Below are 24,894 nucleotides of genomic sequence, written 5' to 3' on the forward strand. Positions count from 1 at the left end.
TTCAGACGACCTTTTATTAATAGTCAATGCGTTATACCTCAAAAACGCCGCTTCAATTTGCAGGCTTGAAGGATATGAACGGCAAGTTCTTCCACTGATTTATCCGTCGTATTGGTGAACGGAATGCCGTGGCGTTTGAACATATTTTGCGCATCAGCAATCTCACTGCGGCAGGTATCGATTTTGGCATAAGTCGAATTCGGACGGCGCTCTTGACGGATGGCCTGCAGGCGTTCGGGTTGAATGGTCAGGCCGAACAGCTTGTCTTTGTAAGGTTTGACCATGCGCGGCAGGTCGGGGGATTCCAAATCGTCGGGAATCAGCGGGTAATTGGCGGCGCGGATACCGTATTGCAGGGCAAGGTAAAGACAGGTCGGCGTTTTGCCCGAACGCGATACGCCCATCAAGATCACATCGGCTTCTTTCAGGTTTTTATCGCTGACGCCGTCGTCATGGTTGAGCGAGAAATTGACCGCCTCCATACGCGCATCATAGCGTTGTGTATTGCCGATACTGTGGTGCCCCTGTTCGGCGGCAACCGCCTCGGTGTTGAGTTCTTTTTCCAAAAGCCCGAGGAAGGTTTCGAAAAAATTGATATGGAAAGCGCCCGCTTTTTTGATGATTTCACGGATTTCGTCATTGACGACGCTGACGAAGGCAATCGGGCGCAAACCGTTTTCCTGAGCGTTGCGGTTGACTATTTCGACGACGGTACGCGCTTTTTCAGGCGTATCAATGAAGGGATAGGTGTGGCGTTTGAATTCGATTCTGCCAAACTGATTCAGCAGTGCCTCACCGATATTTTCAGCAGTCAGGCCGGTACGGTCGGAAATATAAAACACATGGCGCGGGGCGGTCATTCAGTCATCCTTTGAAATTTAAGACAGTTGCAGACGGTTATCATAGCAGCTGAAACCTTCTAAATAAAGGGAATACGCTTAAATTACACCCCACTACAACGCAATTAAACCCACCTTTAAACGCATTTTTATTTTAATAATCGAATTATCTTAAAATTTTATACCCATCCAAAACCTTTCCAAACTCTACCAATCAGTCATTAATCTATTTCAAACCTTATGTTTTACAAAGAAATAGACAACAGGAATACTGGTTTTCCCATCAGATTTCATTTGACTACACGCCTGAAGCCCGCAATTTTTCAGACGACCCGCAAATAAATCGAGACAGAAAAAGCATGACAGCGGTCGTTTGAATCGCTTAAAATAACAAAGCGTATTCGTTTCTTTTTTAAAATATCTTGGATTGGACACACAAATGGCTGACAACTACGTAATTTGGTTTGAAAACCTGCGTATGACTGATGTTGAAAGCGTGGGCGGCAAAAACGCCTCCCTAGGTGAAATGATCAGTCAGCTGACTGAAAAAGGCGTCCGCGTCCCCGGCGGCTTTGCCACTACTGCCGAAGCCTACCGCGCATTTTTGGCGCACAACGGACTGAGCGAGCGTATTTCCGCCGCACTGGCACAACTGGATGTGGAAGATGTCGCCGAACTGGCGCGCGTCGGTAAAGAAATCCGCCAATGGATTTTGGATACGCCCTTCCCCGAACAACTGGATGCCGAAATCGAAACGGCATGGAACAAAATGGTTGCAGACGCAGGCGGCGCGGACATTTCCGTTGCCGTCCGTTCTTCTGCGACCGCCGAAGACCTGCCCGACGCATCGTTTGCAGGTCAACAGGAAACCTTCCTGAATATCAACGGCTTGGAAAACGTCAAAGAAGCCATGCGCCATGTATTCGCCTCTTTGTACAACGACCGTGCCATCTCCTACCGCGTACATAAAGGCTTCGAACACGACATCGTCGCCCTCTCCGCAGGCGTGCAACGCATGGTGCGTTCCGACAGCGGCGCGTCCGGCGTCATGTTCACCCTCGACACCGAATCCGGCTTCGACCAAGTCGTTTTCGTGACTTCATCTTACGGTCTGGGCGAAAACGTTGTACAAGGTGCGGTCAACCCTGACGAATTCTATGTATTCAAACCCACGCTGAAAGCGGGCAAACCTGCCATCCTGCGCAAAACCATGGGTTCGAAACAAATCAAAATGATCTTTACCGACAAAGCAGAAGCCGGTAAATCCGTGATGAACGTCGATGTTCCCGAAGAAGACCGCAACCGCTTCTCCATTACCGACGAAGAAATCACCGAGTTGGCACACTACGCGCTGACGATTGAAAAACACTACGGCCGCCCGATGGATATCGAGTGGGGCCGTGACGGCTTGGACGGCAAACTCTACATCCTGCAAGCCCGCCCCGAGACCGTGAAATCCCAAGAAGAAAGCAGCCGCAACCTGCGCCGCTTCGACATCAACGGCGACAAAAACGTCTTGTGCGAAGGCCGCGCCATCGGTCAAAAAGTCGGTCAAGGCAAAGTCCGCTTGGTGAAAGACGCCTCCGAAATGGATTCCGTTGAAGCAGGCGACGTACTCGTTACCGACATGACCGACCCGGATTGGGAGCCGGTAATGAAACGCGCTTCCGCCATCGTCACCAACCGCGGCGGCCGTACCTGTCACGCCGCCATCATCGCGCGCGAACTGGGTATTCCTGCCGTAGTCGGCTGCGGCAATGCGACCGAATTGCTGAGCAACGGTCAAGAAGTCACCGTATCCTGTGCCGAAGGCGATACAGGCTTCATCTATTCCGGCCTGCTGGACGTACAAATCACCGACGTTGCCTTGGACAATATGCCCAAAGCACCGGTTAAAGTCATGATGAACGTCGGCAACCCCGAACTCGCATTCAGCTTCGCCAACCTGCCGAGCGAAGGCATCGGCTTGGCGCGGATGGAATTCATCATCAACCGCCAAATCGGCATCCACCCGAAAGCCTTGTTGGAATTTGACAAACAAGACGATGAATTGAAAGCGGAAATTACCCGCCGCATCGCCGGCTACGCCTCCCCTGTCGACTTCTACGTCGATAAAATCGCCGAAGGCGTGGCGACATTGGCCGCATCGGTTTATCCGCGTAAAACCATCGTCCGTATGTCCGACTTCAAATCCAACGAATACGCCAACTTGGTCGGCGGCAGCATTTACGAACCGCACGAAGAAAATCCGATGCTGGGCTTCCGCGGCGCAGCGCGTTATGTCGCCGAAAGCTTCAAAGACTGCTTCGCCCTCGAATGCAAAGCCCTCAAACGCGTCCGTGACGAAATGGGGCTGACCAACGTCGAAATCATGATTCCGTTCGTCCGCACTTTGGGCGAAGCCGAAGCCGTCGTCAAAGCCTTGAAAGAAAACGGTTTGGAACGCGGCAAAAACGGCCTGCGCCTGATCATGATGTGCGAACTGCCGAGCAATGCGGTATTGGCGGAACAATTCCTGCAATACTTCGACGGCTTCTCTATCGGCTCCAACGACATGACCCAACTGACCCTCGGCCTCGACCGCGACAGCGGCTTGGTGTCCGAATCGTTTGACGAACGCAACCCTGCCGTCAAAGTGATGCTGCATTTGGCAATCTCTGCCTGCCGCAAGCAAAACAAATACGTCGGTATCTGCGGTCAAGGTCCGTCAGACCATCCGGACTTCGCCAAATGGCTGGTTCAAGAAGGCATCGAAAGCGTTTCACTGAATCCGGATACCGTCATCGAAACTTGGCTGTATTTGGCTAATGAGTTGAATAAATAAACTTTTTATCAACATTGAACAATCCCCCGATTGGAAACATTCGGGGGATTTTATGTAATAGGTGTTACATCAAACATACCTTACCGCATCGATCATCAAACCATACGGGGTCGTCTGAAAAATGGTTTTCAGACGACCCTTTTAAAAGTTGTCTTTCTAAACCAATCTACCTTACTGTTTTTAGAGTATTATACTTTCGAGAACTCACTAAAAATTATTAGGTCGATGCAAAAGTTTACAGGATAAATTCATATGATTATTAACGAGATTGATTTAAAAGGAACAGAATATAGAATCTCGAAAAAGTTTAATAGAAAAATTTTTTCATTTTCTGAATTATTAAATGACATGGCAAATAATGAATATTCAAAATTGGAAAATTATTACAAAGACAAATTTGAATTCATAAAATTTAAAGATGAGGAAGTTCTCGTTGAGAACGATAAAAAAGATGAATTTATTGTTTTCGGAAGAAATAATAATGGTTTCTTTGCGATAAATAAAAACAAAGAAATATGGCTGATTCCATTTTATATTTCAGATATTAAAGAACCAATTTTTATTAATTCCTCCTTGCATCAATTTAGATGTTGCTATTGTTTGTTATTGTCAATTTTATTTTTCTTCCTTGGGAAAAATGTTGATGAGAAAGAATGCACAAAAATTGCTCAAAAATTTAAAAGAGATATTTTAGAAATAGACATTCATTCCATAAATAGTTTATTTTATAAGAATTACATTTTTTCTATTAGGAATGCAGAGTTACCCATACATTTCACACCTATAGACTACGTGAATAATGGTAGACATGTAATTTCTGAATAGAAATAGCAAGCCAATTGAGGGAAAATCAAATCACACTAGGATTTCCTTCCACCATGATCTAACCTTATCCGCCATAACCAAAAGGTCGTCTGAAAATTTTTCAGACGACCTTTTCTCAAACTAACGCTTCAAAATTTGATCAGTACCAACCGCGCAGCTTCATCGCTTTTTCAACACGGCGGATACTCATCATGTAAGAAGCGGTACGCAGGTCCACATCATACTCTTGCGCCAGATTCCAAATATCGCGGAACGCGCGGCGCAGGACAACGGTTTCTTTTTCCTGAACTTCGTCAAATTCCCAGTAATAGCCTTGCAGGTTTTGCACCCATTCGAAATAGGAAACGACCACGCCGCCGCAGTTCGCCAGAATATCGGGCACGACCAGCACGCCGTTTTGACGCAGGATGGCATCGGCTTCGGGCGTAGTCGGGCCGTTTGCGCCTTCGACCACGATTTTAGCGCGAACTTTGCCTGCGTTTTCGGAAGTCAATTGGTTTTCCAGCGCGCAAGGGGCGAGTACGTCCACATCCAATGCCAAGAGTTCGGCGTTGCTGATTTCTTTGCCGTAACCCGCTTCGTTGGTAATGAAGCCTTTTTCTTGGAACTCTTTGAAGAGGGCTTCCATATCCAAGCCGTTTTCGTTGTAGATGGCGACATCGACGGTGGAAACGGCGACGACTTTCGCGCCGGATTGATGCGCGTAATAGCCTGTGTGATAGCCCACATTGCCGAAGCCCTGAATGGCGTAGGTCGCGCCTTTCACGTCTTTGCCGAGTTTTTCCAAAGCTTGAACGGCAGCGAAGTTCACGCCGTAACCTGTCGCTTCGGTACGCGCCAAAGAGCCGCCGAATTCGACCGGTTTACCGGTGAACACGCCCGGCGCGGATTTTTTAACGACATTTTCGTAGGCATCAACCATCCACGACATGATTTTGCCGTTGGTGTTCACGTCAGGTGCAGGAATATCGATTTTCTCGCCGATGAGCGGGGAAATGGCTTCGGAATAAGCGCGTGCAATGCGTTCCAACTCTGCTTCGGAATAATCGCGCGGATCCAAAGTAATGCCGCCTTTGCCGCCGCCGTAAGGAATGCCCGAAACGCAGCATTTGATGGTCATCCAAATCGACAGGGCTTTGACTTCGTCCAAATTCACATTGGGATGGAAGCGCACGCCGCCTTTGTACGGGCCGACGGCGTTGTTGTGTTGCGAACGGTAGCCGGTGAAGGTTTTGACCGTGCCGTTGTCGAGTTTGACGGGGAAGGTAACTTCCAAAACGCGTTGCGGACTTTTCAGGATTTCATACACCGCAGGGTCGGCATTGAGTCGGTCGCAGGCGGTTTTGACCTGTTTGCGGGCGATTTCGAAAGGATTAAGGGTTTCTTTTGCGGCGGATTGGGACATTTCTCTTCCTTCTTATGTCTGGTTGAAATTTAAGGGCTTCACAGTTGTAACTATAACCAATTTCCAAATGAAATGTAATAGCATGTAGTCAGTATTTTCAAAATTGATTAATTTATATATGAATTTATTTTCAGACGACCTCTAAAACCTGATACCCCGTAGCCCGATATCGCCTCCAAAATCGACTACTAAAACTAAAGCCTTTGTTTTTAAAAAAATCGTCTGAAATTTTATATCATCAGGCTGATGCTTTAAAAACAGCAACGACCGCATATCAGACTCGATAATATTGTTAACAATATCCAATTTTCGGCAGCACAAAATAAGGCATAACAAGATGGGCTGCTTCATCCATTTTGACTTTAATATAGTGGATTAACTTTAAACCAGGACGGCGTTACCTCGCCTTGTCCTGATTTAAAGTTAATCCACTATAAAATATGAAAAAGGTCGTCTGAAAACCCGTATTTCAGGTTTTCAGACGACCTTTTTGAACCTCATCGTTTACCGTTCGGCGGTGCTGCTTCTTTCGGCTTGCTCTTCTGCCGCTTCATACGCTTCCACAATTTTCTGAACCAGCGGATGACGGACAACGTCTTCGCTGGTGAAGGTGTGGAAATACAGCCCGTCCACGTCGCGCAGTTTTTCACGGGCGTCTTTCAAGCCGGATTTGATGTTGCGCGGAAGGTCGATTTGGCTGATGTCGCCGGTGATGACGGCTTTCGCGCCGAAGCCGATGCGGGTCAGGAACATTTTCATTTGTTCGGGCGTGGTGTTTTGCGCTTCGTCCAAAATCACATACGCGCCATTGAGCGTGCGGCCGCGCATGTAGGCGAGCGGGGCGATTTCGATCAAGCCTTTTTCCATCAGTTTGGTCACGCGGTCGAAGCCCATCAGATCGTAGAGCGCGTCGTAGAGCGGACGCAGGTAGGGGTCGACTTTTTGCGCCAAATCGCCGGGCAGGAAGCCGAGTTTTTCGCCTGCTTCGACGGCGGGGCGGACGAGGACGATGCGCTCGATTTGGTGTTTTTCCATGGCATCGACGGCGGCAGCAACGGCGAGATAGGTTTTACCCGTACCGGCAGGCCCCAGCCCGAAGACGACGTCGTGGTTTAACAGCGCGCGGATGTAGCCGTTTTGACGCGGGGTGCGTCCGCCTATGCTGCCGCGTTTGGTGCGGAAATAATATTGTTGGTCGTGATGCTTTTCTTCGTGTTTGTTGTCAGCGGTTTTGGCTTCGACGGCGGCGAGGCGGATGGCGTTGTCGTCCAGATCACCTTGTTCGGCGGCTTCGGCGAGCGCGAGCAATGCGCGGCGGCCGGCGTGGGCGAGTTCGCCCATGAAGGTGAAGTGTTCGAAGCGGCGGCTGATTTGGATATCGAGGGCTTTGCCCAAGGCTTCGAGGTTGCCGTCGAGCGCGCCGCAGAGGCGTTGGAGGACGGTGTTGTCGATGTCTTCAAATTGAAGATGGACGGTATGGGTCATATCTTGTTTCCATGATGATTAAAGGTCGTCTGAAAGGTGCGGGATGCTTTTCAGACGACCTTTCGGTGTTATTTGTTTTGCGCTTGTTCGCGAAGCTCGCGGCGCAGGATTTTGCCGACGTTGGACTTGGGCAGTTCGTCGCGGAACTCGATGTCTTTCGGCACTTTATAAGCGGTCAGCTCGGTACGGCAGAATTCGATGAGTTCTTCTTTGGTCAGGCTCGGGTCTTTTTTGACGACGAAGACTTTGAGTGCTTCGCCTGTTTTTTCGTTGGGCACGCCGATACAGGCGACTTCCATGACTTTATCGTTGTGTGAAACGACTTCTTCGATTTCGTTCGGATAAACGTTGAAACCGGAAACGACGATGAGGTCTTTTTTGCGGTCAACCAGTTTCAGCCAGCCTTTTTCGTCCATCACGGCGATGTCGCCGGTTTCCAAAAAGCCGCGCGCATCTATGGTTTTGGCGGTTTCTTCGGGACGGTTCCAGTAGCCTTTCATCACTTGCGGGCCGCGTACCCAAAGTTCGCCCGGATGTCCGATGCCGACTTCTTTACCGTCTGCATCGCGCAGTTCGACTTCGGTGGAGGGAACGGGCAATCCGATGCCGCCGCTGTATGCTTCGATATTGAGCGGGTTGCAGCACACGCCCGGGCTGGCTTCGGTCAGGCCGTAGGCTTCAACGATAGGCGTGCCGGTGATTTTTTTCCATTTTTCGGCGACGGCTTTTTGAGTCGCCATGCCGCCGCCCAAAGTCAGGCGCAGGTTGGAGAAATCGACGGTGGAGAAATCGGGTTGGTTGACCATGCCGTTAAACAAAGTGTTCACGCCGATGAAGACGCTGATACGCTCTTTTTTGAGTTCGCCGATAAAGCCTTTCATGTCGCGCGGGTTGGTAATCAGGATGATTTTGGAACCGGCGTTGGTGAAAATCATCAGGTTCACCGTCAGGGCGAAGATGTGGTAAAGCGGCAGCGCGGCGATGACGGTTTCTTTGCCTTCGCGCAGTTGGTTCTTAATCCATTCTTTCGCCTGCAGCATATTGGCGCAGATGTTGCCGTGGCTGAGGACGGCACCTTTTGCCACACCGGTCGTGCCGCCCGTGTATTGCAACAGCGCGGTATCTTCGCGGGTCAGGGTAACGGGGCTGAAGGTATGTGCCGCACCTTCTTTCAGGGTCGTCTGAAAAGGGATAGCGCCGGAAATGCGGTATTCGGGCACCATTTTTTTGATTTTGCGCAGCACGAAATTCATCAGCGTGCCTTTGAAGAAACCGAACATTTCTCCGACAGAGGCGACGATGACGTGTTTGATTTGCGTGCGCGGCAGCACCAGCTCCAGCGTGTTGGCAAAATTTTCCAGAACGATGATTGTGGTCGCGCCGCTGTCTTTCAACTGATGCTCCAGCTCGCGCGGGGTGTAGAGCGGATTGGTGTTCACCGCTACCAGACCCGCCTGAAGGATGCCGAAAAGCGCAATCGGGTATTGCAACAGGTTGGGCAGCATAATCGCCACGCGCTCGCCGCGCGGCAGCTTCAGGACGTTTTGCAGATAGGAAGCGAAATTTTCCGCCAGCTTGCCGACTTCGGCGTAAGTGAGCGTTTTGCCCATGTTTTGAAACGCGGGTTGGTGCGCGAATTTTTCAACGCTTTGACGGAATACGTCGCTGATGGAGCTGTATTGCGTGATGTCGATTTCGGCATTGACACCTTGTTCGTAGCTGTTGAGCCAGAGTTTTTCCATATGAATAATCTTATTTCGTTGGTTTTATGGTTGTCTTGAGGTCGTCTGAAAAGGAGGAACAAACCCGTCGCAATGGTTTTCAGACGACCTTTTGTCTTTTTTATTCAAGCGGTAATAATGACGGGCTTGTCGGTGGACATGATAATACCGCCGCCCAAGCAGACGTCGCCGTCGTACAGCACGGCGGATTGACCGGGCGTTACCGCCCATTGCGGTTCGTCGAACACCAGCTCGACCGTTTCATCATCGAGATAACGCAATTCGCAGGGCGCATCCGCCATGCGGTAGCGGGTTTTGCAGGTGTAGCGCCCTTCTTTCGGACGTTCGGGCAGCGTGAAACTCAAATCGTTCATGACGAGGCTGCGGGTATAGAGCAGCGGATGGTCATGACCTTGTACGACGATGAGTTCGTTTTTTGTCAAATCCTTCGCGGCGACAAACCACGGCTCGCCTGCGCCGCCGATGCCCAATCCTTTGCGCTGTCCGAGCGTGTAGAACATCAGCCCGACGTGTTCGCCGACGGTTTTGCCTTCGGGCGTGACCATTTTGCCGTTGTTGGTCGGCAGGTATTTTTGCAGGAACTCGCGGAACGGACGTTCGCCGATGAAGCAGATGCCGGTACTGTCTTTTTTGGCGGCAGTCGGCAAATTGAATTCGGCGGCAAGGCGGCGGACTTCAGGTTTTTCCAAACCGCCCAACGGGAAAATCGCGCGCTCGAGTTGGAAAGGCTTGAGGCGGTAGAGGAAATAGCTTTGGTCTTTGTTTTGATCCAAACCTTTGAGCAGGTAATGAGTGCCGTTGCGGACTTCTTTGCGCGCATAATGCCCTGTGGCAATGGTATCCGCGCCCTGCTCTATGGCGTAGTCCAAAAAGCATTTGAATTTGATTTCTGCGTTACATAACACATCCGGATTCGGCGTGCGCCCCGCGCTGTATTCTTTGAGGAAATAGGCGAATACGTTGTCTTTGTATTGGGCGGCAAAATTGACGATATCGATGTCGATACCGATGATGTCGGCGACGGCAATGGCATCGAAAGAGTCTTGCTTGATGCTGCAATATTCGTCATTGTCGTCGTCCTCCCAGTTTTGCATAAACACACCGCGCACTTGATAACCCTGCTGCTTGAGCAGGGCGGCGGTTACGGAGGAATCGACACCGCCGGAGAGTCCGACGATGATGTTTGAAGGTTGTTGAGTAATGTCCATAAAGAGGATATGGGTAGGAAACAGCAGTTTTTAAAGGCGGATTTTAGCACATTTTGATGAAGGGATAAGGAAGGCTACCCCATAAGGCTGATGGGGCTTGAATGATGTTTTATTGTATAGTGGATTAAATTTAAACCAGTACGGCGTTGCCTCGCCTTGCCGTACTATTTGTACTGTCTGCGGCTTCGTCGCCTTGTTCTGATTTAAATTTAATCCACTATAAATTCAAGAAATTAAATGATATTTAATAGAAAAAAGCCGTCTGAAATCGCTATTATTGGTTTTCAGACGACCTTTTACTTATTCGGATGCGTCGGCTGCTTTTTCTTTTTGTCGGGTGAACACATCGCCCTTTCTGTAAGCATTGCGCTTTCCGTGCAAACTATAATACTCGACAAGCTGTCCGTTTCTCCGCACGAAATATCCGCGGTCTTTTTCATATTTCGGACAATGCGTGTACCAAGAATCGTCGCCTTCGCTGCAATAGCTCAAATACAGTTTGCCGCGTTTGACATAGCCTTTTACCTTGCCGCTGCCGCCCGGACCATTCGAACGGCCTTCATTCCACTCTCCGGAAATAATGTATTTCGGTGATTGTTTAATATTAAAATATTTACCGTAGATACCATCTTCCAGTTCTTGCTCATACCCCCAATTTCCAGAAAAATCAGCGGCTAATGCTTGACCTGCAAACCATAATGCACACGCTGCAAGAATATATTTCTTCATTTTAGCCTCATCGTTCAATCAATAATAAACAGATGGCATTTTATGACGAAGCAGAATATGTGTCTATCACAAAAGGTCGTCTGAAATGACAGTTTCAGGCGACCTTTTTTATCACATTATAATAACTTCCATCACCATTTCAGACGACCTCAATCCAAAATCTTGCCGACGATTTCGCCCACGTCTTTCGACAAGCCTTCCTGCGCCCGAATGCGCTGCAATTCTTGTTTGACCAAGTTTTTGCGGTGCGGCTCGAGCTTGTTGCAGAGGTTGAACGCCTGTACTAAGCGGGCGGCGACCTGCGGGTTGAAGCGGTCGATTTCGATGACTTTGTCGGCGATGAAGCGGTAGCCGCTGCCGTCTTCTGCGTGAAAATGCGGGACGTTGCGGCTGAAGCTGCCGATGAGCGAACGGGCTTTGTTGGGGTTTTCGAGACTGAATTTCGGATGCTGCAAGGCAGTTTGAACCTGTTGCAGGGTGTCGCTGCGGCGGCTTAAACCGACGAGGGCAAAATATTTGTCCATGACCAGCGCGTCGTCTGAAAACTTGTCGGCAAACTGCGCCAGCAGGCGGTTGCGCGTATCGCTTTCGTTGCCGTTGACGGCGGACAGGATGCCCCATTCGTGGGTCATGTTTTGCGCCATTTCGCCGTATTTTTCGGCAACGGTTTCGATGTGCGCGGGGTCGGCGCGCAGGACGAAGGCGCGGCAGACGTTGCGCAGCGTGCGCCAGCCGGCGGTTTCGGGGCTGTACTCGTAGCTTTGGTTTTCCTGCTTCGCCGCCTGACGGTTCAATTCGTGCCATTTCGGCAGGAAGTGGACGGCAAGCGTATCCAACAAGGCTTCGCGCGCCTGATGGTAGCGCAGCGGGTCGATGTTTTCTGTGCCGTCCCACAGCTCGGCTTCAGACGGCACGCCCAAAAGCAGGGCTTTGAAGGCGTTGTCCAAGAGGTCGTCTGAAATGACTTTTTCGACGGCGGCAAGCAGTTTTCCATGTTTCGGCAACTCGACGCTGCCTGAAAGCGCGGCAAGGTTGGCGGCGACGGCGCGGCGGTAGAGCGTTTGGGCGGCTTCCCAGCGCGTGAAGGCGTCGCTGTCGTGGGCAAGCAGGAGCAGCAGGTCGTCGTCGCTGTACGGATAGTTCAGATGCACCGGCGCGCTGAACCCGCGCAGCAGCGAGGGAACGACGGCTTCGGTTACGCCTTCGAGCGGGAAGGTCTGTTCGGCTTCGGTCAGCAGCAACACGGCTTCGGTTGCGCGTTTGCCCTGATAGTCGAATGCCACCGCTTCGCCGTTGCGGTTCAACAGCCCGATTTTGACCGGAATCATCATCGGCTGTTTGTCCGCCATATCGGGCGTGGGCGGCACGGTTTGTTTAATGGTCAACTCGAAAACATTGTTTTTCAGACGACCTTCCGCTTCCAAAACGGGCGTGCCCGCCTGGCTGTACCATAAGGCGAACTGGTCGAGATTGATGCCGTTCGCGTCCGCCATCGCCGCGCGGAAATCGTCGCAGGTAACGGCCTGTCCGTCGTGGCGTTGGAAATAGAGCTTCATGCCTTTTTGGAAGCCCTCTTCGCCGAGCAGGGTGTGATACATCCGCACCACTTCCGCGCCTTTTTCATAAACAGTCATGGTGTAGAAATTGTTCATCTCCTCATAGCTGGCGGGGCGCACCGGATGCGCGGTCGGGCCTGCGTCTTCGGGGAACTGGTGCTGGCGCAGCAGGCGGATATTTTCAATGCGGCGCACGGCGCGGCTGGCGCGGTCGCCGGAAAACTCTTGGTCGCGGAACACGGTCAGCCCTTCCTTCAGCGAAAGCTGGAACCAGTCGCGGCAGGTCACGCGGTTGCCCGTCCAGTTGTGGAAATATTCGTGTCCGACCACGGATTCGATGCCTTCGAAATCGGTATCGGTGGCGGTACGGCTGTCGGCAAGGACGAACTTGGTGTTAAAGATGTTCAAACCCTTGTTTTCCATCGCGCCCATATTGAAATCGCCCACGGCGACGACCATGAAAATATCCAAGTCGTATTCCAAACCGAAGCGCGTTTCGTCCCACTTCATCGCGTTTTTCAACGATTCCACGGCAAAGCCGACCTTGGGCTTGTCCGCTTCGGTGGTGTAAAACTCGATTTTGACGTTTCTGCCGCTCATGGTGGTGAAACGGTCTTCCGTTACCGCCAAATCGCCCGCGACCAAAGCAAACAGATAGCTCGGTTTGGCAAACGGGTCTTCCCATTTCACCCAATGGCGGCCGTCTGAAAACTCGCCGCCGTCGATTTTGTTGCCGTTGGAGAGCAATACGGGATAGCGTTTTTTGTCCGCGACGATGGTGGTTGTGAATTTGGACATCACATCCGGACGGTCGATGTAGAACGTGATTTTGCGGAAGCCCTCCGGCTCGCACTGGGTAAACAGATTGCCGCCGGAAGCATACAGCCCCATCAGCGATTTGTTTTCCGCCGGCAGGATTTCGGTTTCCACTTCGACAGTGAAGCGTTCGGACGGCACGCCCGCAATCGTCAGCGTCTCGCCTTCCAACACATAATCCGCCGCCGCCCCGTTGATTTTGACGGACAAAAGTTTCGCCGAACCGTCCAACACCAGCGGTTCCCCCACCCTCTGCGGCTCGACCGTCAAACGCGACTTCACGACGGTTTGCGGTTCGGCAATGTCAAAATGCAGGTCGGTTTCGAGGATGCGGTAGGCAGGCGTTTGGTAATCTTTCAGATAACGGACGGTTTTGCTCATAGTTTTGCTTTCGGGTTAGGAATCAATTAAAGAAATGAAAAGAGATAGAGTGGACAACTTTCATCGGACGGCTTCGCTGCGCCTTGTCCTGACGGCTGTCATCCCCTATTGGGTCGTCTGAAAATGCAATCTTAACAAAATAACAAACTTCGCACCCATCATCCCACAAAAATACCTTTTATCCAATATTTCATGCCACAAAGTCAGGTGCGACCCCGTCTTTCGTTTACGCTGTTAGAATGCCCCCTTCGCCCCCGCACGGGTATAATCCGTTGCCATATCGGCAATAGCGGAATGACCGAAATTGCTTTAGGATTTCGGGCAGCCAACCGCCCGATCCGACAAGGAGCGGATGAACCTTTACCGGCATTCCCGTTCCAATCCGTCAGGTTTTGATTATCTTTGAGGTGTGATAAATATGTCTTCCAAACCTTTGCTCCTTTTGTGTTCCACATTGACTGCATTGCTATGCGCCTGCAGCGCCGGCAACGAAGCGGCAGAAGCCAGCGCATCCGGAGCTTCAAATGCGTCGGCAGCCGCAGCCTCCCAAGCCCCGGCACAAGCCGCCGCTTCCGAGGCAGCATCAGCCTCCGCGCCTTCCGCCACACAAAATCTGACCGGTTTGGATCAGGCAAAATGGCAAACCTACCGCTGCAAAGACAACGGCAGCGTATCAGTCCGCTATTTCAAAACAGAGGACGGCGCCGCGGCGCAAGTACGCTTTAAAGGTGCCGAATTTGTCGCACCTTTCAGCCCCGAAATGAGCAACGAAGATTTGAACGCCTTTAGCGACGGTCAATACACTTGGACAATCGGCAACTTTACGGAAACCGATTTCTACAAGGAAGACGGCGGTTTTCTGGTTCATCATGAAGCCTCGGAAGAAACACCTGACAACATGACGGACAACCTGCTGCTGCAAGAATGCGCCCCGTCCCAATAGCATTGCCGTTTTAGAGAAAATCATCTACCCGCTTCCTCCCCGATACACGCCATACAAACCAAAAGGTCGTCTAAAAACCTCAAATCGAGATTTTCAGACGACCTTTTCTTCTGCCTGCTTTAGAACGTGTGTTTCAACGTAGCGGTCAGGCTGCGCGGCGTGCCGTAAACGTGGATGTCGGGCATGGGGCGGTAGCGTTTGTTGAACACGTTTTCAAAATCCAAACCGATGCGGGTGGATTTGCCGATTTTGTAATGCGCGGTCAAGTCTAGCGTGGCGTATGGGCGTTGGGTCAAGGCTTCTTTACCGGCAGCGGTGAGGGGCTGGTATTCATCAGATACTGCGTTTGTACCGCTTTGCCAGTTGACGTTTGCACCCAAGTTTAGGCGGTCGGTAACGTCATACGCAGTAAAGAGTTTGAAAAGGTGGATAGGATAAGAAGGGTTGACCAAATTGCCCGCATCGTTTTTGAGTTTGGAGTACGCATAAGAAGCATTGATCAGCCATTTGTCGCTCAAGCGTCCGCCGACGGACAATTCCACACCTTTGGTCGTTGTGTTGTTAACAGATTCATAGTAAATACGTTGATGTTCATCATCGCGAATTTCTTTCCCCAAATGGTCGCGTTTATTGATAAATGCAGCCGCAGAAGCGTTCAAACGGTCTTCAAACCACGAGGCTTTTAAGCCGAGTTCATATGTTTTGCCGCGTTGCGGTTCGAGCGGTTTGCCGTTTCGATCCAAATAGCGCGGTTGCGGGCGGAATATGGTGGTATAGGAGGTGTAGGCTGTCAGATTGTCGTTTAAATCATAACTTGCGCCCAAATAGGGGATAAATACCTTGTTTTTATGCCTGCTGTCGGCAAAATGGTTGCGATCGGAACTGTAGCGGTATTGCCAATCGACAAACCGTCCGCCGCCTATCAATGCCAGCCTGTCGGTCAGTTTGAAACGGGTCGAACCGTAAACAGAGAGGTTTTTCATATGGGCAAAGCCGTCGCGAATGTAGGGTATGGCCGGTTTTGTGAAATTTCCGTCAAAACGGCGCAAATCAGGGACAATCCCATCTTCATTTTCTTCGTAATATGAAGGAGTTTCCTTATTGTACTGATAGCTGATGCCGGCATTGAATTCATGTTTGCGTCCCCAAAGCGGGTAATCGCCGTCCAAATTCAGAGAAAAATCTTGGTCGGTGTACTTGGCTTGGTCGCGCTCGGCAACAAATACAGCGGAATAGTCCGGATAAATGGTAAAAGGACCAGCCATGCCGGAAACTGCATCACTTTTCCCATAAGTATGGCTGTAGTTGCCGTTCAGAGCCCAACCGTTTTCAAACTCATGATTGATAGAGGTGAAGATTTCCGCACTGTTTTCTTTACCGTAAGCCCATTTTGCCGAGGAATTACTGCGCGGTGAGGCTGCAAACGGTTTGAAAGGTTGATTGTTTCTAGGGTTTCCCGCTACGGTCAGATAGCTGAAAGGCGAACTGCCGGTATTGCGGAAACGGTGTATTTCCGTACCGAGGCGCCAGTGGGTTTGCGGCGTGAGGTCGTAGGACAGAATGCCGTAGAAAGTGTGATTGTGGCGCGAAGTGTTCGGCAAGTAATCGCCGCCGTGGTCGCTGACCAAAATGGCGCGGCCGCGCAAGGTATTATCGGCATTCAGAGGATGATTGGCATCAAGGACGAAGCGGTAGTGTTTCCAAGACCCCACACCGGCTTCCACGCTGACGGCAGGTTTGGCAGTCGGTTTTTTGCGTTCCAAAGCAACCGTACCGCCCGGTTCGCCCATACCGCCGTTGGACAAACCGCTTGCGCCGCGCACGACGACGACTTGTTCGTACAATGCGCTGTCCAGATTATTGGTGCCGCGACGTATAGCTTTACCGTCGTAAAGGAATTTGGGCGCGCCGTCTACGGAAATGCTGTCAATCGCCTGACTGCGCGAAATAAACTCGCTGTGGCCGGAGACATTGTTGCCCATTTTGCTGTGGAACACGCCCGGTGTTTGTTTCAACACGTCCTGCAAGGTATCCAAACCTTGGTCGTCCATTTGTTTTTCGGTAACGACGGACAAAGACTGCGGCGTTTCGCGCTGGGTCAGGCGGATGCCTGTGGCGGCGGAAGAAGTCGGAATGGTGTAGTTTGAGGTTGTCTGTTTGCCGATGCCCCGTACTTGGACAGTAGGCAAATCAACCTGCTCAACCCCATCCCCTGCACCTAAGGAGTAAGCAGACAAAAGTGCCGCAGCAACAGCAACCGGCAAACGCGCAGGACGAAATTTAGATAATGGCATGGTGTCTCCTAATTATTTAGCCGTCCGAACGGCAGCGGAGTTCCAAACCTCCTTGCACCATTCGGCAGCAAACGGCTTTTTATGCATTAAATAAGAATTTTTATCAAATTTCTGTAATGGGATGAAATAAAACGGTCGGAGTATAGGAAACTGACGGGCATGAATCAAATAATTTACACAGTCCCCGATACATCATTTTCATCTGCATGACCATCTTTCATTCTCAATCAAACAAATCTGACAGCCGCAAAAAAGTCGTCTGAAAAGTTTCAGACGACCTTTGGCTGATTTATGTGAAAGATAAATCTGTTGTATCAATTTTCCAAATTCAACTTAAGTGGCAGCGGTGAGGCATTTTGCTGATAGGTTTCAAAATCGACAGTTTTCTATCATCCAATCCTAACTTTCATCCACATGGAGTCTATACTTGCCACAATGACGACATTGAAAAAGATAACCTGCCATGTCGCCATCTCGACTGAGACATTCCTCCAAAATATCACGGTCAAATCCATCCGAAAGTTCATAATCTGCCAAGATAGCTTCTTTTTCCGGCATCTGGTTCAGTTCATCCATTCCCACATGATCAATGAAATTACAGAAATCATCACAACAAGCTAACCAATATTCCCCCTGCCAGCTGCTATAACCCGGCGTGGTACGGAAAAAGTTTTTAACCCGATCCGGATCGCTGACCATTTCAGATTCTGCATCTTGAATATAATCACCATCAAACTTATCTGCCGCAGCTCCACTGGCTACACACTCCAAACAAAGACAATCAATCTCCTCTGTCGCATACATACTATCCAAATAAAGATCAGGAACACAGCCGCAAACCTGACAAACAAGACCGTCTTGATTGCGCTCAATTGGACCAAATTCCAGTTGATAAATATTCGGATGATAAGGAAATTTAACGTGGCTCATGATTTCAAATCTTTAATTTTAGGTTAAAACAGCCTTACTTGAAGCTTTTGCCCCAAGCTTTATTGGCAAATACGATACTGTAAACAAAATGTGCAACTCTCTGCATAATTTGGATTTTACACTGTTTCAGATAACAGACGATTTAGTATGGCATTTTCTGATTACCCAATCAATTTTAAAAAATCCGACAGCCGCAAAAAAGGTCGTCTGAAAAGTTTCAGACGACCTTTGGCTGATTTATGCGAAAAATAAAACCGTTGTATCAATTTTCCAAATTCAATTTAAGTAGCAGCGGTGAGGCATTTTGCTGATAGATTTCAAAATCCAAAGCCTTCTGTTCTTCATTCCAGCGCAATCTACGGGAAGGGCTGGAATGTTTTGCCAAAACGCTTTCTAAAGCAGCACGGCGTTTACCGGCAGGCAGTCGGTATAACTCTAAAGCGGCTTGGAATGCGCGTTGCTGCATGGCGGTATCTTGCAGGCGATGGACGTTGGAGTCGTAGGCAGGAAGAGTAATAGCGTAAGTGATACAGCCAACACTATTGCCCATACACGCCCATTTTTTAGCGAATGTTTGGTTCATATCTTCCGGAGGCATCCATTTCGCCTTAGTGTCATTTTTCAAAATAGCCATTTTTTCCGGTTTGCAGTAGGCGGCGAAGTAAGGCGAGATGTGGGCTAATGTATGTTCTGCATCCACATTAGGACGCAATAGAAGAGAAAACATTATGTCGGTATACTGTATTTCTCCGTTCATTAATGTCAGCAACTCATAAAATCCATTCACATTCATGTACCACTTCTGTAAGAACCATAATCTTTGCTGTTCAAATTCCCATCGCCGTAGTGAATTGGCACTTAACCGAAACTCTTCTTGAACTGCCAAACAAATATTTTGTTCCTCTGCTGTCAGAACATCAAACATCCCATCACATTCGGCAGGCAGACGGTTCGCCCACTCGGGTTTTTCGTACAGCATTTGCGCGGCAAGGTCGGTATTCCTTCGGATAACGGCATTCCCTATCATGGCGTAAATCAACTCAGGATCATTATTCAGCATACTGCGCCCTGTCTTGATGTTGCGGCAAACGCGCTTCCATGCCTCGGCTTCCCGCCCTTCCGCCCAATCAAGTGCGGCAGGTTTTCTACCGTATGTCACGAATTGCAGTTTTGGAAGCGGTTTATTAGCAATACCATAATCATCATTAGGCCAATCTCTTGAAACAAAAATATCGTAGTCGGCAAGCCTGTCTACATTGGCTAACAGTTCGGCGTATTTTTCCACCCCAGCTTTCGATTTCGGCAAGTCGGCACGCACTTCAGCCAAGCACTCTTGCGCCGTTGTACCACAGTCCAATGATTTATCATCGTACTCAGGGACAATAAGCCGCCTGCCTTGCAATTCCTGATTCTGCTTAAGGATATCTTGGTTGTTATTGCTTTGGAGGTCGCTTCCGAAACGCTTCATCAAATCGGCACGGTCGGCATCATTTTTCGTGCTGAATTCCAGCAGCCACAAGGCATCTATGCCGTTTTTCAAAGACGGTGACGGGGTGGACTGAATGGAGAGCAGCGCCAAATCCTCCTGCGCGGCTTGGATTTCGCGCTGTTTCAGATAATAGGGAACGATGTAGAGGACGACCGCTATGACAAGCAGCAGGATGACCAGCGTCCAAAGCAAGTATTTCCAGAAACGTTTCATGATGTTTTTATAGAGTCAGGCAAAATAAGGCGATTATACTGTGTATCGGCTTTATTTTTTGCATTTGCCATATCAAAAGGGCCAGATATCCATACCCGGCCCTTTTATCTTTTCAGACGACCTTTTAACTCCCCAACCTTACATCAATATGTCGTCTGAAACCTACTCTATCCCCGCCCATTTGTGCGTCTGCACGCTCAACTGCCAATGCACGGGCGCATCGGGGCGGCTGTTTAAGAGACCGATTTGGCGGATGGTGTCGTAGATGTTCATCACGCCGTTTTGTTCGCAGGGCGAAAGGTAGTAACGACGCGCGCGGATTTTGCGTTCCATGTTTTGGCAGAACGCAACGACATCGCCGTCCGCCACGATGCGTACTTCGTCGGCTTCGGAGATACAGCCATTTTCATATTTGGCGGCGTAGCAGGCTTTGGGGCTGGTGGCGACATAGTCGATTTGCGGCGGTGCGGGCTTGAGTCCGTTGGTTTCGATACAGAGGAAATAGCCTTCCGCCTTGAGCGCGTCCAGCAGCGTATCGAGATGCGGCTGTATGGTCGGCTCGCCGCCGGTGATGATGATATTGCGCGCGGTGTAGGTTTTCAGACGGCCTAAGATGTCGGACAGGCTCATCATGCCGAATTTCAAATAATCGGTATCACACCAGCCGCACGCCAGATTGCATTTGCCCAAGCGGACGAAAACGGCAGGCATGCCCGTGTTCCAGCCCTCGCCTTGCAGGCTCTCGAAGATTTCAACGATGCGGTATTGCGGATTTTCGGGGGCGACACTGATTTTTTCATACCGCCAACACCGCTGCCGCCGCCAGCATCGCGGGCAGGCCTTGCTTGACGAGTATGCCTTTATTGCCGGAAGAGAACGCGCCCATGCGGCGGCAATCAATACGAAGCCGAGAAACAGAATCGTTGCCCCGTAAACGGCATTGTCCGGCGCGGCAAACCGCGACCAAACCAGCCCGATGCCGAGAAAGCCGTTATACAGCCCTTGGTTGCTGAACAGGGTCTGCACGCGCTTTTGTTCCATAAATTCATAAGGCAGCTTGAAAATTTCCGCCGCTTTTTCGCTGGGAATCTGCGTCATTTCAAGCCAGGCGATGTAGAAATGTTCGGCGGCGACGAGGAGGACTAAGAGGGTGGAGAGGAGTTTCATGGGTGTTCCTTTTAATGGGTGTGTTGGTATGAAAGGCCGTCTGAAAAAACGGGGAATCCGTACAGAAGAAAAAACCATTTTACGGTAAGCAAATAAGGACGCCCCACACCGTCATTCCCGCGCAGGCGGGAATCCAGACTTTGGTTTTTCAGAAATATTTAAAAATTGCAGTAATTCCAAATCTCTGGATTCCCGCCTGCGCGGGAATGACGCAGTTGGGCATACCTTATTTGAATTTACTCTACGGATACGTGCAAGATATTCCCTACTCCCCTTCATACTCTGCACACGATGTCGGCGTTTCCCACAATTTCACGCTGCACACTTTCAGCCCCGCGTTTTTCAAACGATCATACATTTCGACCGCCATATTTTCGGCAGTGGTGCGGCAGGGCAGGCACAGGGTTTTCATGTTCCAGCCCTCCAAGAGCGCGGCGATTTGGCATTCGCGGCCGTTGCCGCCGTGGTAGATAAACGCGTGGTCGAAAGGGTCGGTAATGTGTTTTTTCACAATGGCTTTGAGGTCGGTGAAATCCATCACCATGCCGTCTTTCGCGCCACCCCGTATGGGGTCGTCTGAAACGGTGATTTCGAGTTTGTAGGTATGCCCGTGCAGGTTTTGGCATTTACCGTCATGCCCGTCGAGCATGTGCGAGGAGTCGAAGGTGAATATCTTGGTAATTTTCATGGTGGGTACTTTAAATCGGTAAATAGCCCTGAAAGCCGATTTCGGCAGGCTTGCCGTGCGGATTCGGGGTCAGGCGGATGGTGTGATTGCCGATGCGGTCGAGCCGGAGCAGGTTGTCCACGTCTTTTAAGTTGTCTTTATGCTGCTGGATATGGTCGGTCAACAGGGTTTGCAGGGCTTTTTGTTTGGCTTCGGCGGGCGTAGCAGCAACGAACAGTCCGAAAGCGTGCGCCTCGGCAAGCTGCCCCGCGCGATAACCGCCGACATTGACGAAATACAGGTGCGGGACGTTTTCAGACGACCCCTTCGGCTCGGCGTGGTCGGATACATCGACATCGTAACCGTCCACCCATTCGACAACCAGCCAGCCGTCGATGTGGATTTTGTCCGCATCGCCGAACCATGCAGCTTTAAGCGCGGGGATGGCTTCGCGGTAGTCGTCGCACACGGCAAATTGGATGTCGTGCACTTCGATATTGGAGCGGCCTGCGTTACCGCCGAGATAGAACATATAAAGTTTGGGCATCTTCGTCCTGACGTATTTTGGAAATTTGGGAACCGACTGCCCGCCGCCTGCTTACCCGCCCAATTTCCTACTCAAACTTTCCGTATATTCCTCGCGTTCGGCGCGGCTGGTTTCGGGGAGGTGGGTGTTGAGCGACGACCATTTCCACCTGCTGCGCGCTTTGTTGAGTTCGGACGGGAGTTTGTCCGGTGTCCAGGGCGCTTTGCGGCTGTGCAACTCGACTTGCGATTGCGCCGCATGGCCGCGCGTTTGCAGGATGTGGAGCAAATCGAGGGCGCGGGCGGCGAGCAGGGTCAGGGTTTCGGGGTCGGTGTGCAGGGTTTGGCGACCGGTGAGCTTGTCGGAAATGGTGCGGGTATTGGGCAGGATGCCGCCCAAAAAGCCGCCGATTGCCGTACCCAATCCGAGCGAACCGCCGAGCGTGGCGATGTCCAGCCCCAAGCCGATGAGTGCGCCAGTTGCCGCGCCGGTGCCGGTACGGATGCCGTATTGCTTGAGCAATTCGCTGTCGAACGGGTCTTGATGGAAGGCTTTGGGCACCCAGTCGCCGCCGTCGATTTCGCTGTGGTAGAAGCGGTAGATGGCAAACAGCCGCTGCTGCATCTGCCGTTCGAGCTGGCGGATTTCTGCCTGCATGGTTTGCAGGACGGGCGCGGGGTCGTCGTTTTCGTCGATTTCCTGCGTGAAGGCTGCCACATCGAGCAGGAAACCTGCGATTTCGTGGCGCGCTTCTTTGTCCAGACGCGTCCATTCGCGGCGGCGGGAGGCGGTCAGGCGGTCGATGATGTCGTGTTGCGGCAGCATGGTGGCGAGCTTGTTCCAGAGGTTCAATTCGCCTTCAAAATCGAAAGCGACGGTGTCGAACCCCGCGAAAACGTGCAGGTTGCGACGCGCCAGCATGGTCGTCCACGCTTCGGGAAGTTGTCCGCCGGTAAAGTTGAACACGGGCATGACCGGCTTGGCGCACCATGAAAGAATGGTCAATTCATCCCGATATTTGTCGAGGACGGGTTCGCGCGCGTCGATGACGTACAACGCCATGTCGCTTTGCAAAAGCTGCCGCAGCACTTTGGCTTCTTGGTTGAAATCGTGATGCGCGCCGTGGCTGTCGAGGAACTGTTGCAGCCGCTCGATGCCGTCGGCGCGGGCATCCGTATGGGTTTCCAGCCAATCCAAAACGCCGCCGGCATCTTCGAGTCCGGGCGTATCGTACAGGTACAGCAGCGTGTCGGCGCCGTCGGTAATCGCGGCTTCTTCGACATGGCGCGTGGTGGACGGGGCGTTTTTGACTTCGCCGAACCCGCTGTCGCGCAACAGGGTGCGCAGGAGCGAAGTTTTGCCGGTATTGGTGTGCCCGACGACGGCGAGGGAAAGGGGTTGGTTGTTCATCATATTTTGAGAGAATGGATTTTCAGACGACCTTTTTCAGGATGGCGGCTTAACAGGGCATTTCAAGTACGTTTATTGGTTTTTCAGACGACCTTCCTGCGCCGCTTTGTCAGGTTCCAGCCATGCCACGTCGCACTCTGCCAGCGCATTGCGCCAGTGGTCCAATGTTTCGGACAGGTCGTCTGAAAGCGCCCGTTCCGTCAAAAGCTGTACCACCGCCCCGCCCTGCGCTGCTTCCGAAAGCCGGACAATTTGCCGCAACACGCCGCGGTCGGGGACAGCTTCCGCGCGCACGCCGATGAGGAGCTGGGCAGGTTTCTGTTTCAACTCCGCTTCCAAAGCGGCAACTTCTTCCCGATTCGCCGCCACGCCTTTATCCAGCCATTCCTGTGCCAGCCTGCCCGCAAACCATGTGCCTTCGTGCCATTCGGTTTCCAGCATGACTGCCCACTTGGGCGCGTCGTTTAAGGTGATTTTCGGAGAAACGGTGGACACGGTTTCCCGACGCGTATCCGCATCGACGATTTTGTTCCGCCAACGGCGGATGACCGCCTGATAATAAGGCTTCTCCAAATCCAGCTTGCTTTGGCTTGTTTTTAAAAAGATTTTGCACACCGCCCAAGCCAGCAGGCGCGGCAGGATGCCGTAGCAGGCAATGCTGCCGACCAACAAGCCCGACCACGCGCGCGCATCGGCGATGTTGCCGTTCAGACGACCTTCGACCACCGCCCGCGCGTCGGGCGCAGGGAAACCGAGTTTCGACGGCAGCCATGCCAGCATCTCCACCGCGCGCACCGAAGCGGCATTGCTCAACAGCGTGCTTTCCCAGTTGAACGTATATTGACGCACCAAAAGCAGCAGTAAGACCGACACCAACATCCCGCTCAGTGTGCAGAGCCATAGACTGTGTGAAGTCGCGCCGGCGATCCAACGCGCCGAAGGCTGCCGCCATTCGTCCGCATACAGCCGAAACACCGCCTGATTGACGGGGTCTTTACCCCGAAACCACGTCGCGGGACTGCTAAAAAACCGCCCCACTTTCACGCGCAGGAACAACGTTGCCAGCCATACCGCCAACATCAGCGTATTCATACCCAACACGCCCGCCAAAATCAGGAAAAAATTCAGCCCTTGGCTGTCCATCAGAAGGTAAGTGCTGGAAAATCCGCCGCTAAACATCATCGTCGCCGCCACGATCCACAGCCAAAACGACCCGGTCCGTACTTGTTCCAAGGTATGCCGAAGCCGGCGGTCTCTGTCTATCATCTCCGCGCGGTGGATGATTTTTCCTTCCACGCCGCCCTCGACATGACGCAACGCCTCCGTCGCCTGCACGGGATCGCCGGCAAAAATATAGCCGCCCTCTTCCAAAATACGGACAAGTTCGGCGAGTTTTCGGGATGGGTTCAACATAAAAAGGTCGTCTGAAAGGGATGGTGAAAACG

The 24,894-nt window shown here is 51.3% G+C and carries 18 protein-coding genes and 2 pseudogenes; 3 read left to right on the forward strand and 17 right to left on the reverse strand.

The features are described from left to right. Positions 1-38: 38 nt before the first annotated feature. Positions 39-860, reverse strand: coding sequence for a pyruvate, water dikinase regulatory protein (locus HMPREF1028_RS07570; protein ID WP_009312234.1), 822 nt, complete (start codon positions 858-860; stop codon positions 39-41). A 418-nt stretch (positions 861-1,278) separates the two neighbouring features. On the opposite strand from HMPREF1028_RS07570, the gene ppsA reads away from it, so the two are divergent. Together ppsA and HMPREF1028_RS07580 are read left to right on the forward strand one after the other, a co-directional pair. Next, complete coding sequence (gene ppsA, locus HMPREF1028_RS07575; RefSeq protein ID WP_003757353.1) at positions 1,279-3,663, forward strand: phosphoenolpyruvate synthase; 2,385 nt, start codon at positions 1,279-1,281, stop codon at positions 3,661-3,663. Positions 3,664-3,915: 252 nt separating this feature from the next. Continuing rightward, positions 3,916-4,488, forward strand: a complete 573-nt coding sequence (locus tag HMPREF1028_RS07580) for a hypothetical protein (protein WP_009312235.1) — start codon at positions 3,916-3,918, stop codon at positions 4,486-4,488. A 139-nt stretch (positions 4,489-4,627) separates the two neighbouring features. On the opposite strand, the gene HMPREF1028_RS07585 is transcribed toward HMPREF1028_RS07580, so the two are convergent. The 7 genes and pseudogenes from HMPREF1028_RS07585 to pepN all read right to left on the reverse strand — a co-directional run bounded on the left by HMPREF1028_RS07585 (position 4,628) and on the right by pepN (position 13,810). Further along, positions 4,628-5,893 (reverse strand): Glu/Leu/Phe/Val dehydrogenase, encoded by a 1,266-nt coding sequence (locus tag HMPREF1028_RS07585; protein ID WP_009312236.1) that lies wholly within the window; start codon positions 5,891-5,893, stop codon positions 4,628-4,630. 504 nt (positions 5,894-6,397) lie between these two features. After that, a complete protein-coding gene (locus HMPREF1028_RS07595; protein WP_009312237.1) occupies positions 6,398-7,378 on the reverse strand; it encodes a PhoH family protein in 981 nt (326 codons plus the stop codon). A 68-nt stretch (positions 7,379-7,446) separates the two neighbouring features. Further along, complete coding sequence (locus HMPREF1028_RS07600) at positions 7,447-9,120, reverse strand: AMP-binding protein (protein WP_009312238.1); 1,674 nt, start codon at positions 9,118-9,120, stop codon at positions 7,447-7,449. 104 nt (positions 9,121-9,224) lie between these two features. Next, on the reverse strand, positions 9,225-10,328 hold the full coding sequence (gene mnmA, locus HMPREF1028_RS07605; RefSeq protein WP_009312239.1) for a tRNA 2-thiouridine(34) synthase MnmA: 1,104 nt from the start codon (positions 10,326-10,328) through the stop codon (positions 9,225-9,227). Positions 10,329-10,442: 114 nt separating this feature from the next. Then, positions 10,443-10,550: pseudogene (locus HMPREF1028_RS14715) on the reverse strand (IS5/IS1182 family transposase); the annotation flags it as partial. Positions 10,551-10,628: 78 nt separating this feature from the next. Then, positions 10,629-11,057, reverse strand: coding sequence for a hypothetical protein (locus HMPREF1028_RS07610; protein WP_003764307.1), 429 nt, complete (start codon positions 11,055-11,057; stop codon positions 10,629-10,631). 149 nt (positions 11,058-11,206) lie between these two features. Continuing rightward, a complete protein-coding gene (gene pepN / locus HMPREF1028_RS07615) occupies positions 11,207-13,810 on the reverse strand; it encodes an aminopeptidase N (protein WP_009312240.1) in 2,604 nt (867 codons plus the stop codon). A 418-nt stretch (positions 13,811-14,228) separates the two neighbouring features. Between pepN and HMPREF1028_RS07620 the strand changes: the two genes are divergently transcribed. Continuing rightward, positions 14,229-14,753 (forward strand): hypothetical protein, encoded by a 525-nt coding sequence (locus HMPREF1028_RS07620; protein WP_009312241.1) that lies wholly within the window; start codon positions 14,229-14,231, stop codon positions 14,751-14,753. A gap of 119 nt (positions 14,754-14,872) precedes the next feature. Here HMPREF1028_RS07620 and HMPREF1028_RS07625 read toward each other — a convergent pair whose 3' ends face one another. The 9 genes and pseudogenes from HMPREF1028_RS07625 to HMPREF1028_RS07660 all read right to left on the reverse strand — a co-directional run bounded on the left by HMPREF1028_RS07625 (position 14,873) and on the right by HMPREF1028_RS07660 (position 24,862). Further along, complete coding sequence (locus HMPREF1028_RS07625) at positions 14,873-17,047, reverse strand: TonB-dependent siderophore receptor (RefSeq protein ID WP_009312242.1); 2,175 nt, start codon at positions 17,045-17,047, stop codon at positions 14,873-14,875. Between the two features lie 399 nt (positions 17,048-17,446). Continuing rightward, complete coding sequence (locus tag HMPREF1028_RS07630) at positions 17,447-17,977, reverse strand: CbrC family protein (protein ID WP_003757316.1); 531 nt, start codon at positions 17,975-17,977, stop codon at positions 17,447-17,449. Positions 17,978-18,239: 262 nt separating this feature from the next. After that, on the reverse strand, positions 18,240-19,679 hold the full coding sequence (locus HMPREF1028_RS07635) for a hypothetical protein (RefSeq protein ID WP_009312243.1): 1,440 nt from the start codon (positions 19,677-19,679) through the stop codon (positions 18,240-18,242). Positions 19,680-19,841: 162 nt separating this feature from the next. Beyond that, positions 19,842-20,471: a 7-carboxy-7-deazaguanine synthase QueE gene (locus HMPREF1028_RS07640; RefSeq protein ID WP_036529503.1), complete on the reverse strand. Its 630-nt coding sequence runs from the start codon at positions 20,469-20,471 to the stop codon at positions 19,842-19,844. Between the two features lie 4 nt (positions 20,472-20,475). Beyond that, positions 20,476-20,846, reverse strand: a pseudogene (locus tag HMPREF1028_RS13635) (DUF1304 domain-containing protein). A 265-nt stretch (positions 20,847-21,111) separates the two neighbouring features. Further along, positions 21,112-21,534 (reverse strand): 6-carboxytetrahydropterin synthase QueD, encoded by a 423-nt coding sequence (gene queD, locus HMPREF1028_RS07645; RefSeq protein WP_003777269.1) that lies wholly within the window; start codon positions 21,532-21,534, stop codon positions 21,112-21,114. Positions 21,535-21,544: 10 nt separating this feature from the next. After that, positions 21,545-22,060 (reverse strand): DUF1543 domain-containing protein, encoded by a 516-nt coding sequence (locus HMPREF1028_RS07650; protein ID WP_009312245.1) that lies wholly within the window; start codon positions 22,058-22,060, stop codon positions 21,545-21,547. A gap of 51 nt (positions 22,061-22,111) precedes the next feature. Next, positions 22,112-23,449 carry a DUF3482 domain-containing protein gene (locus tag HMPREF1028_RS07655; protein WP_156798101.1) on the reverse strand — a complete coding sequence of 446 codons (1,338 nt, stop codon included), beginning with the start codon at positions 23,447-23,449 and terminating at the stop codon, positions 22,112-22,114. Positions 23,450-23,521: 72 nt separating this feature from the next. Then, on the reverse strand, positions 23,522-24,862 hold the full coding sequence (locus HMPREF1028_RS07660) for a DUF2868 domain-containing protein (RefSeq protein ID WP_009312247.1): 1,341 nt from the start codon (positions 24,860-24,862) through the stop codon (positions 23,522-23,524). Positions 24,863-24,894 lie beyond the last annotated feature (32 nt).

It is taken from the genome of Neisseria sp. GT4A_CT1, from assembly GCF_000227275.1.
Taxonomy (GTDB): Bacteria; Pseudomonadota; Gammaproteobacteria; order Burkholderiales; family Neisseriaceae; genus Neisseria.

What these genes read in the sequence shown, in the direction of transcription:
- HMPREF1028_RS07580 (WP_009312235.1), top strand. Translation starts at nt 3,916, where the DNA reads ATGATTATTAACGAGATTGATTTAAAAGGAACAGAATATAGAATCTCG.
- ppsA (WP_003757353.1), top strand. Translation starts at nt 1,279, where the DNA reads ATGGCTGACAACTACGTAATTTGGTTTGAAAACCTGCGTATGACTGAT.
- HMPREF1028_RS07585 (WP_009312236.1), bottom strand. Translation starts at nt 5,893, where the DNA reads ATGTCCCAATCCGCCGCAAAAGAAACCCTTAATCCTTTCGAAATCGCC.
- pepN (WP_009312240.1), bottom strand. Translation starts at nt 13,810, where the DNA reads ATGAGCAAAACCGTCCGTTATCTGAAAGATTACCAAACGCCTGCCTAC.
- HMPREF1028_RS07620 (WP_009312241.1), top strand. Translation starts at nt 14,229, where the DNA reads ATGTCTTCCAAACCTTTGCTCCTTTTGTGTTCCACATTGACTGCATTG.
- HMPREF1028_RS07570 (WP_009312234.1), bottom strand. Translation starts at nt 860, where the DNA reads ATGACCGCCCCGCGCCATGTGTTTTATATTTCCGACCGTACCGGCCTG.
- HMPREF1028_RS07600 (WP_009312238.1), bottom strand. Translation starts at nt 9,120, where the DNA reads ATGGAAAAACTCTGGCTCAACAGCTACGAACAAGGTGTCAATGCCGAA.
- HMPREF1028_RS07610 (WP_003764307.1), bottom strand. Translation starts at nt 11,057, where the DNA reads ATGAAGAAATATATTCTTGCAGCGTGTGCATTATGGTTTGCAGGTCAA.
- HMPREF1028_RS07650 (WP_009312245.1), bottom strand. Translation starts at nt 22,060, where the DNA reads ATGCCCAAACTTTATATGTTCTATCTCGGCGGTAACGCAGGCCGCTCC.
- HMPREF1028_RS07635 (WP_009312243.1), bottom strand. Translation starts at nt 19,679, where the DNA reads ATGAAACGTTTCTGGAAATACTTGCTTTGGACGCTGGTCATCCTGCTG.
- HMPREF1028_RS07655 (WP_156798101.1), bottom strand. Translation starts at nt 23,449, where the DNA reads ATGAACAACCAACCCCTTTCCCTCGCCGTCGTCGGGCACACCAATACC.
- queD (WP_003777269.1), bottom strand. Translation starts at nt 21,534, where the DNA reads ATGAAAATTACCAAGATATTCACCTTCGACTCCTCGCACATGCTCGAC.
- HMPREF1028_RS07625 (WP_009312242.1), bottom strand. Translation starts at nt 17,047, where the DNA reads ATGCCATTATCTAAATTTCGTCCTGCGCGTTTGCCGGTTGCTGTTGCT.
- HMPREF1028_RS07630 (WP_003757316.1), bottom strand. Translation starts at nt 17,977, where the DNA reads ATGAGCCACGTTAAATTTCCTTATCATCCGAATATTTATCAACTGGAA.
- HMPREF1028_RS07660 (WP_009312247.1), bottom strand. Translation starts at nt 24,862, where the DNA reads ATGTTGAACCCATCCCGAAAACTCGCCGAACTTGTCCGTATTTTGGAA.
- mnmA (WP_009312239.1), bottom strand. Translation starts at nt 10,328, where the DNA reads ATGGACATTACTCAACAACCTTCAAACATCATCGTCGGACTCTCCGGC.
- HMPREF1028_RS07595 (WP_009312237.1), bottom strand. Translation starts at nt 7,378, where the DNA reads ATGACCCATACCGTCCATCTTCAATTTGAAGACATCGACAACACCGTC.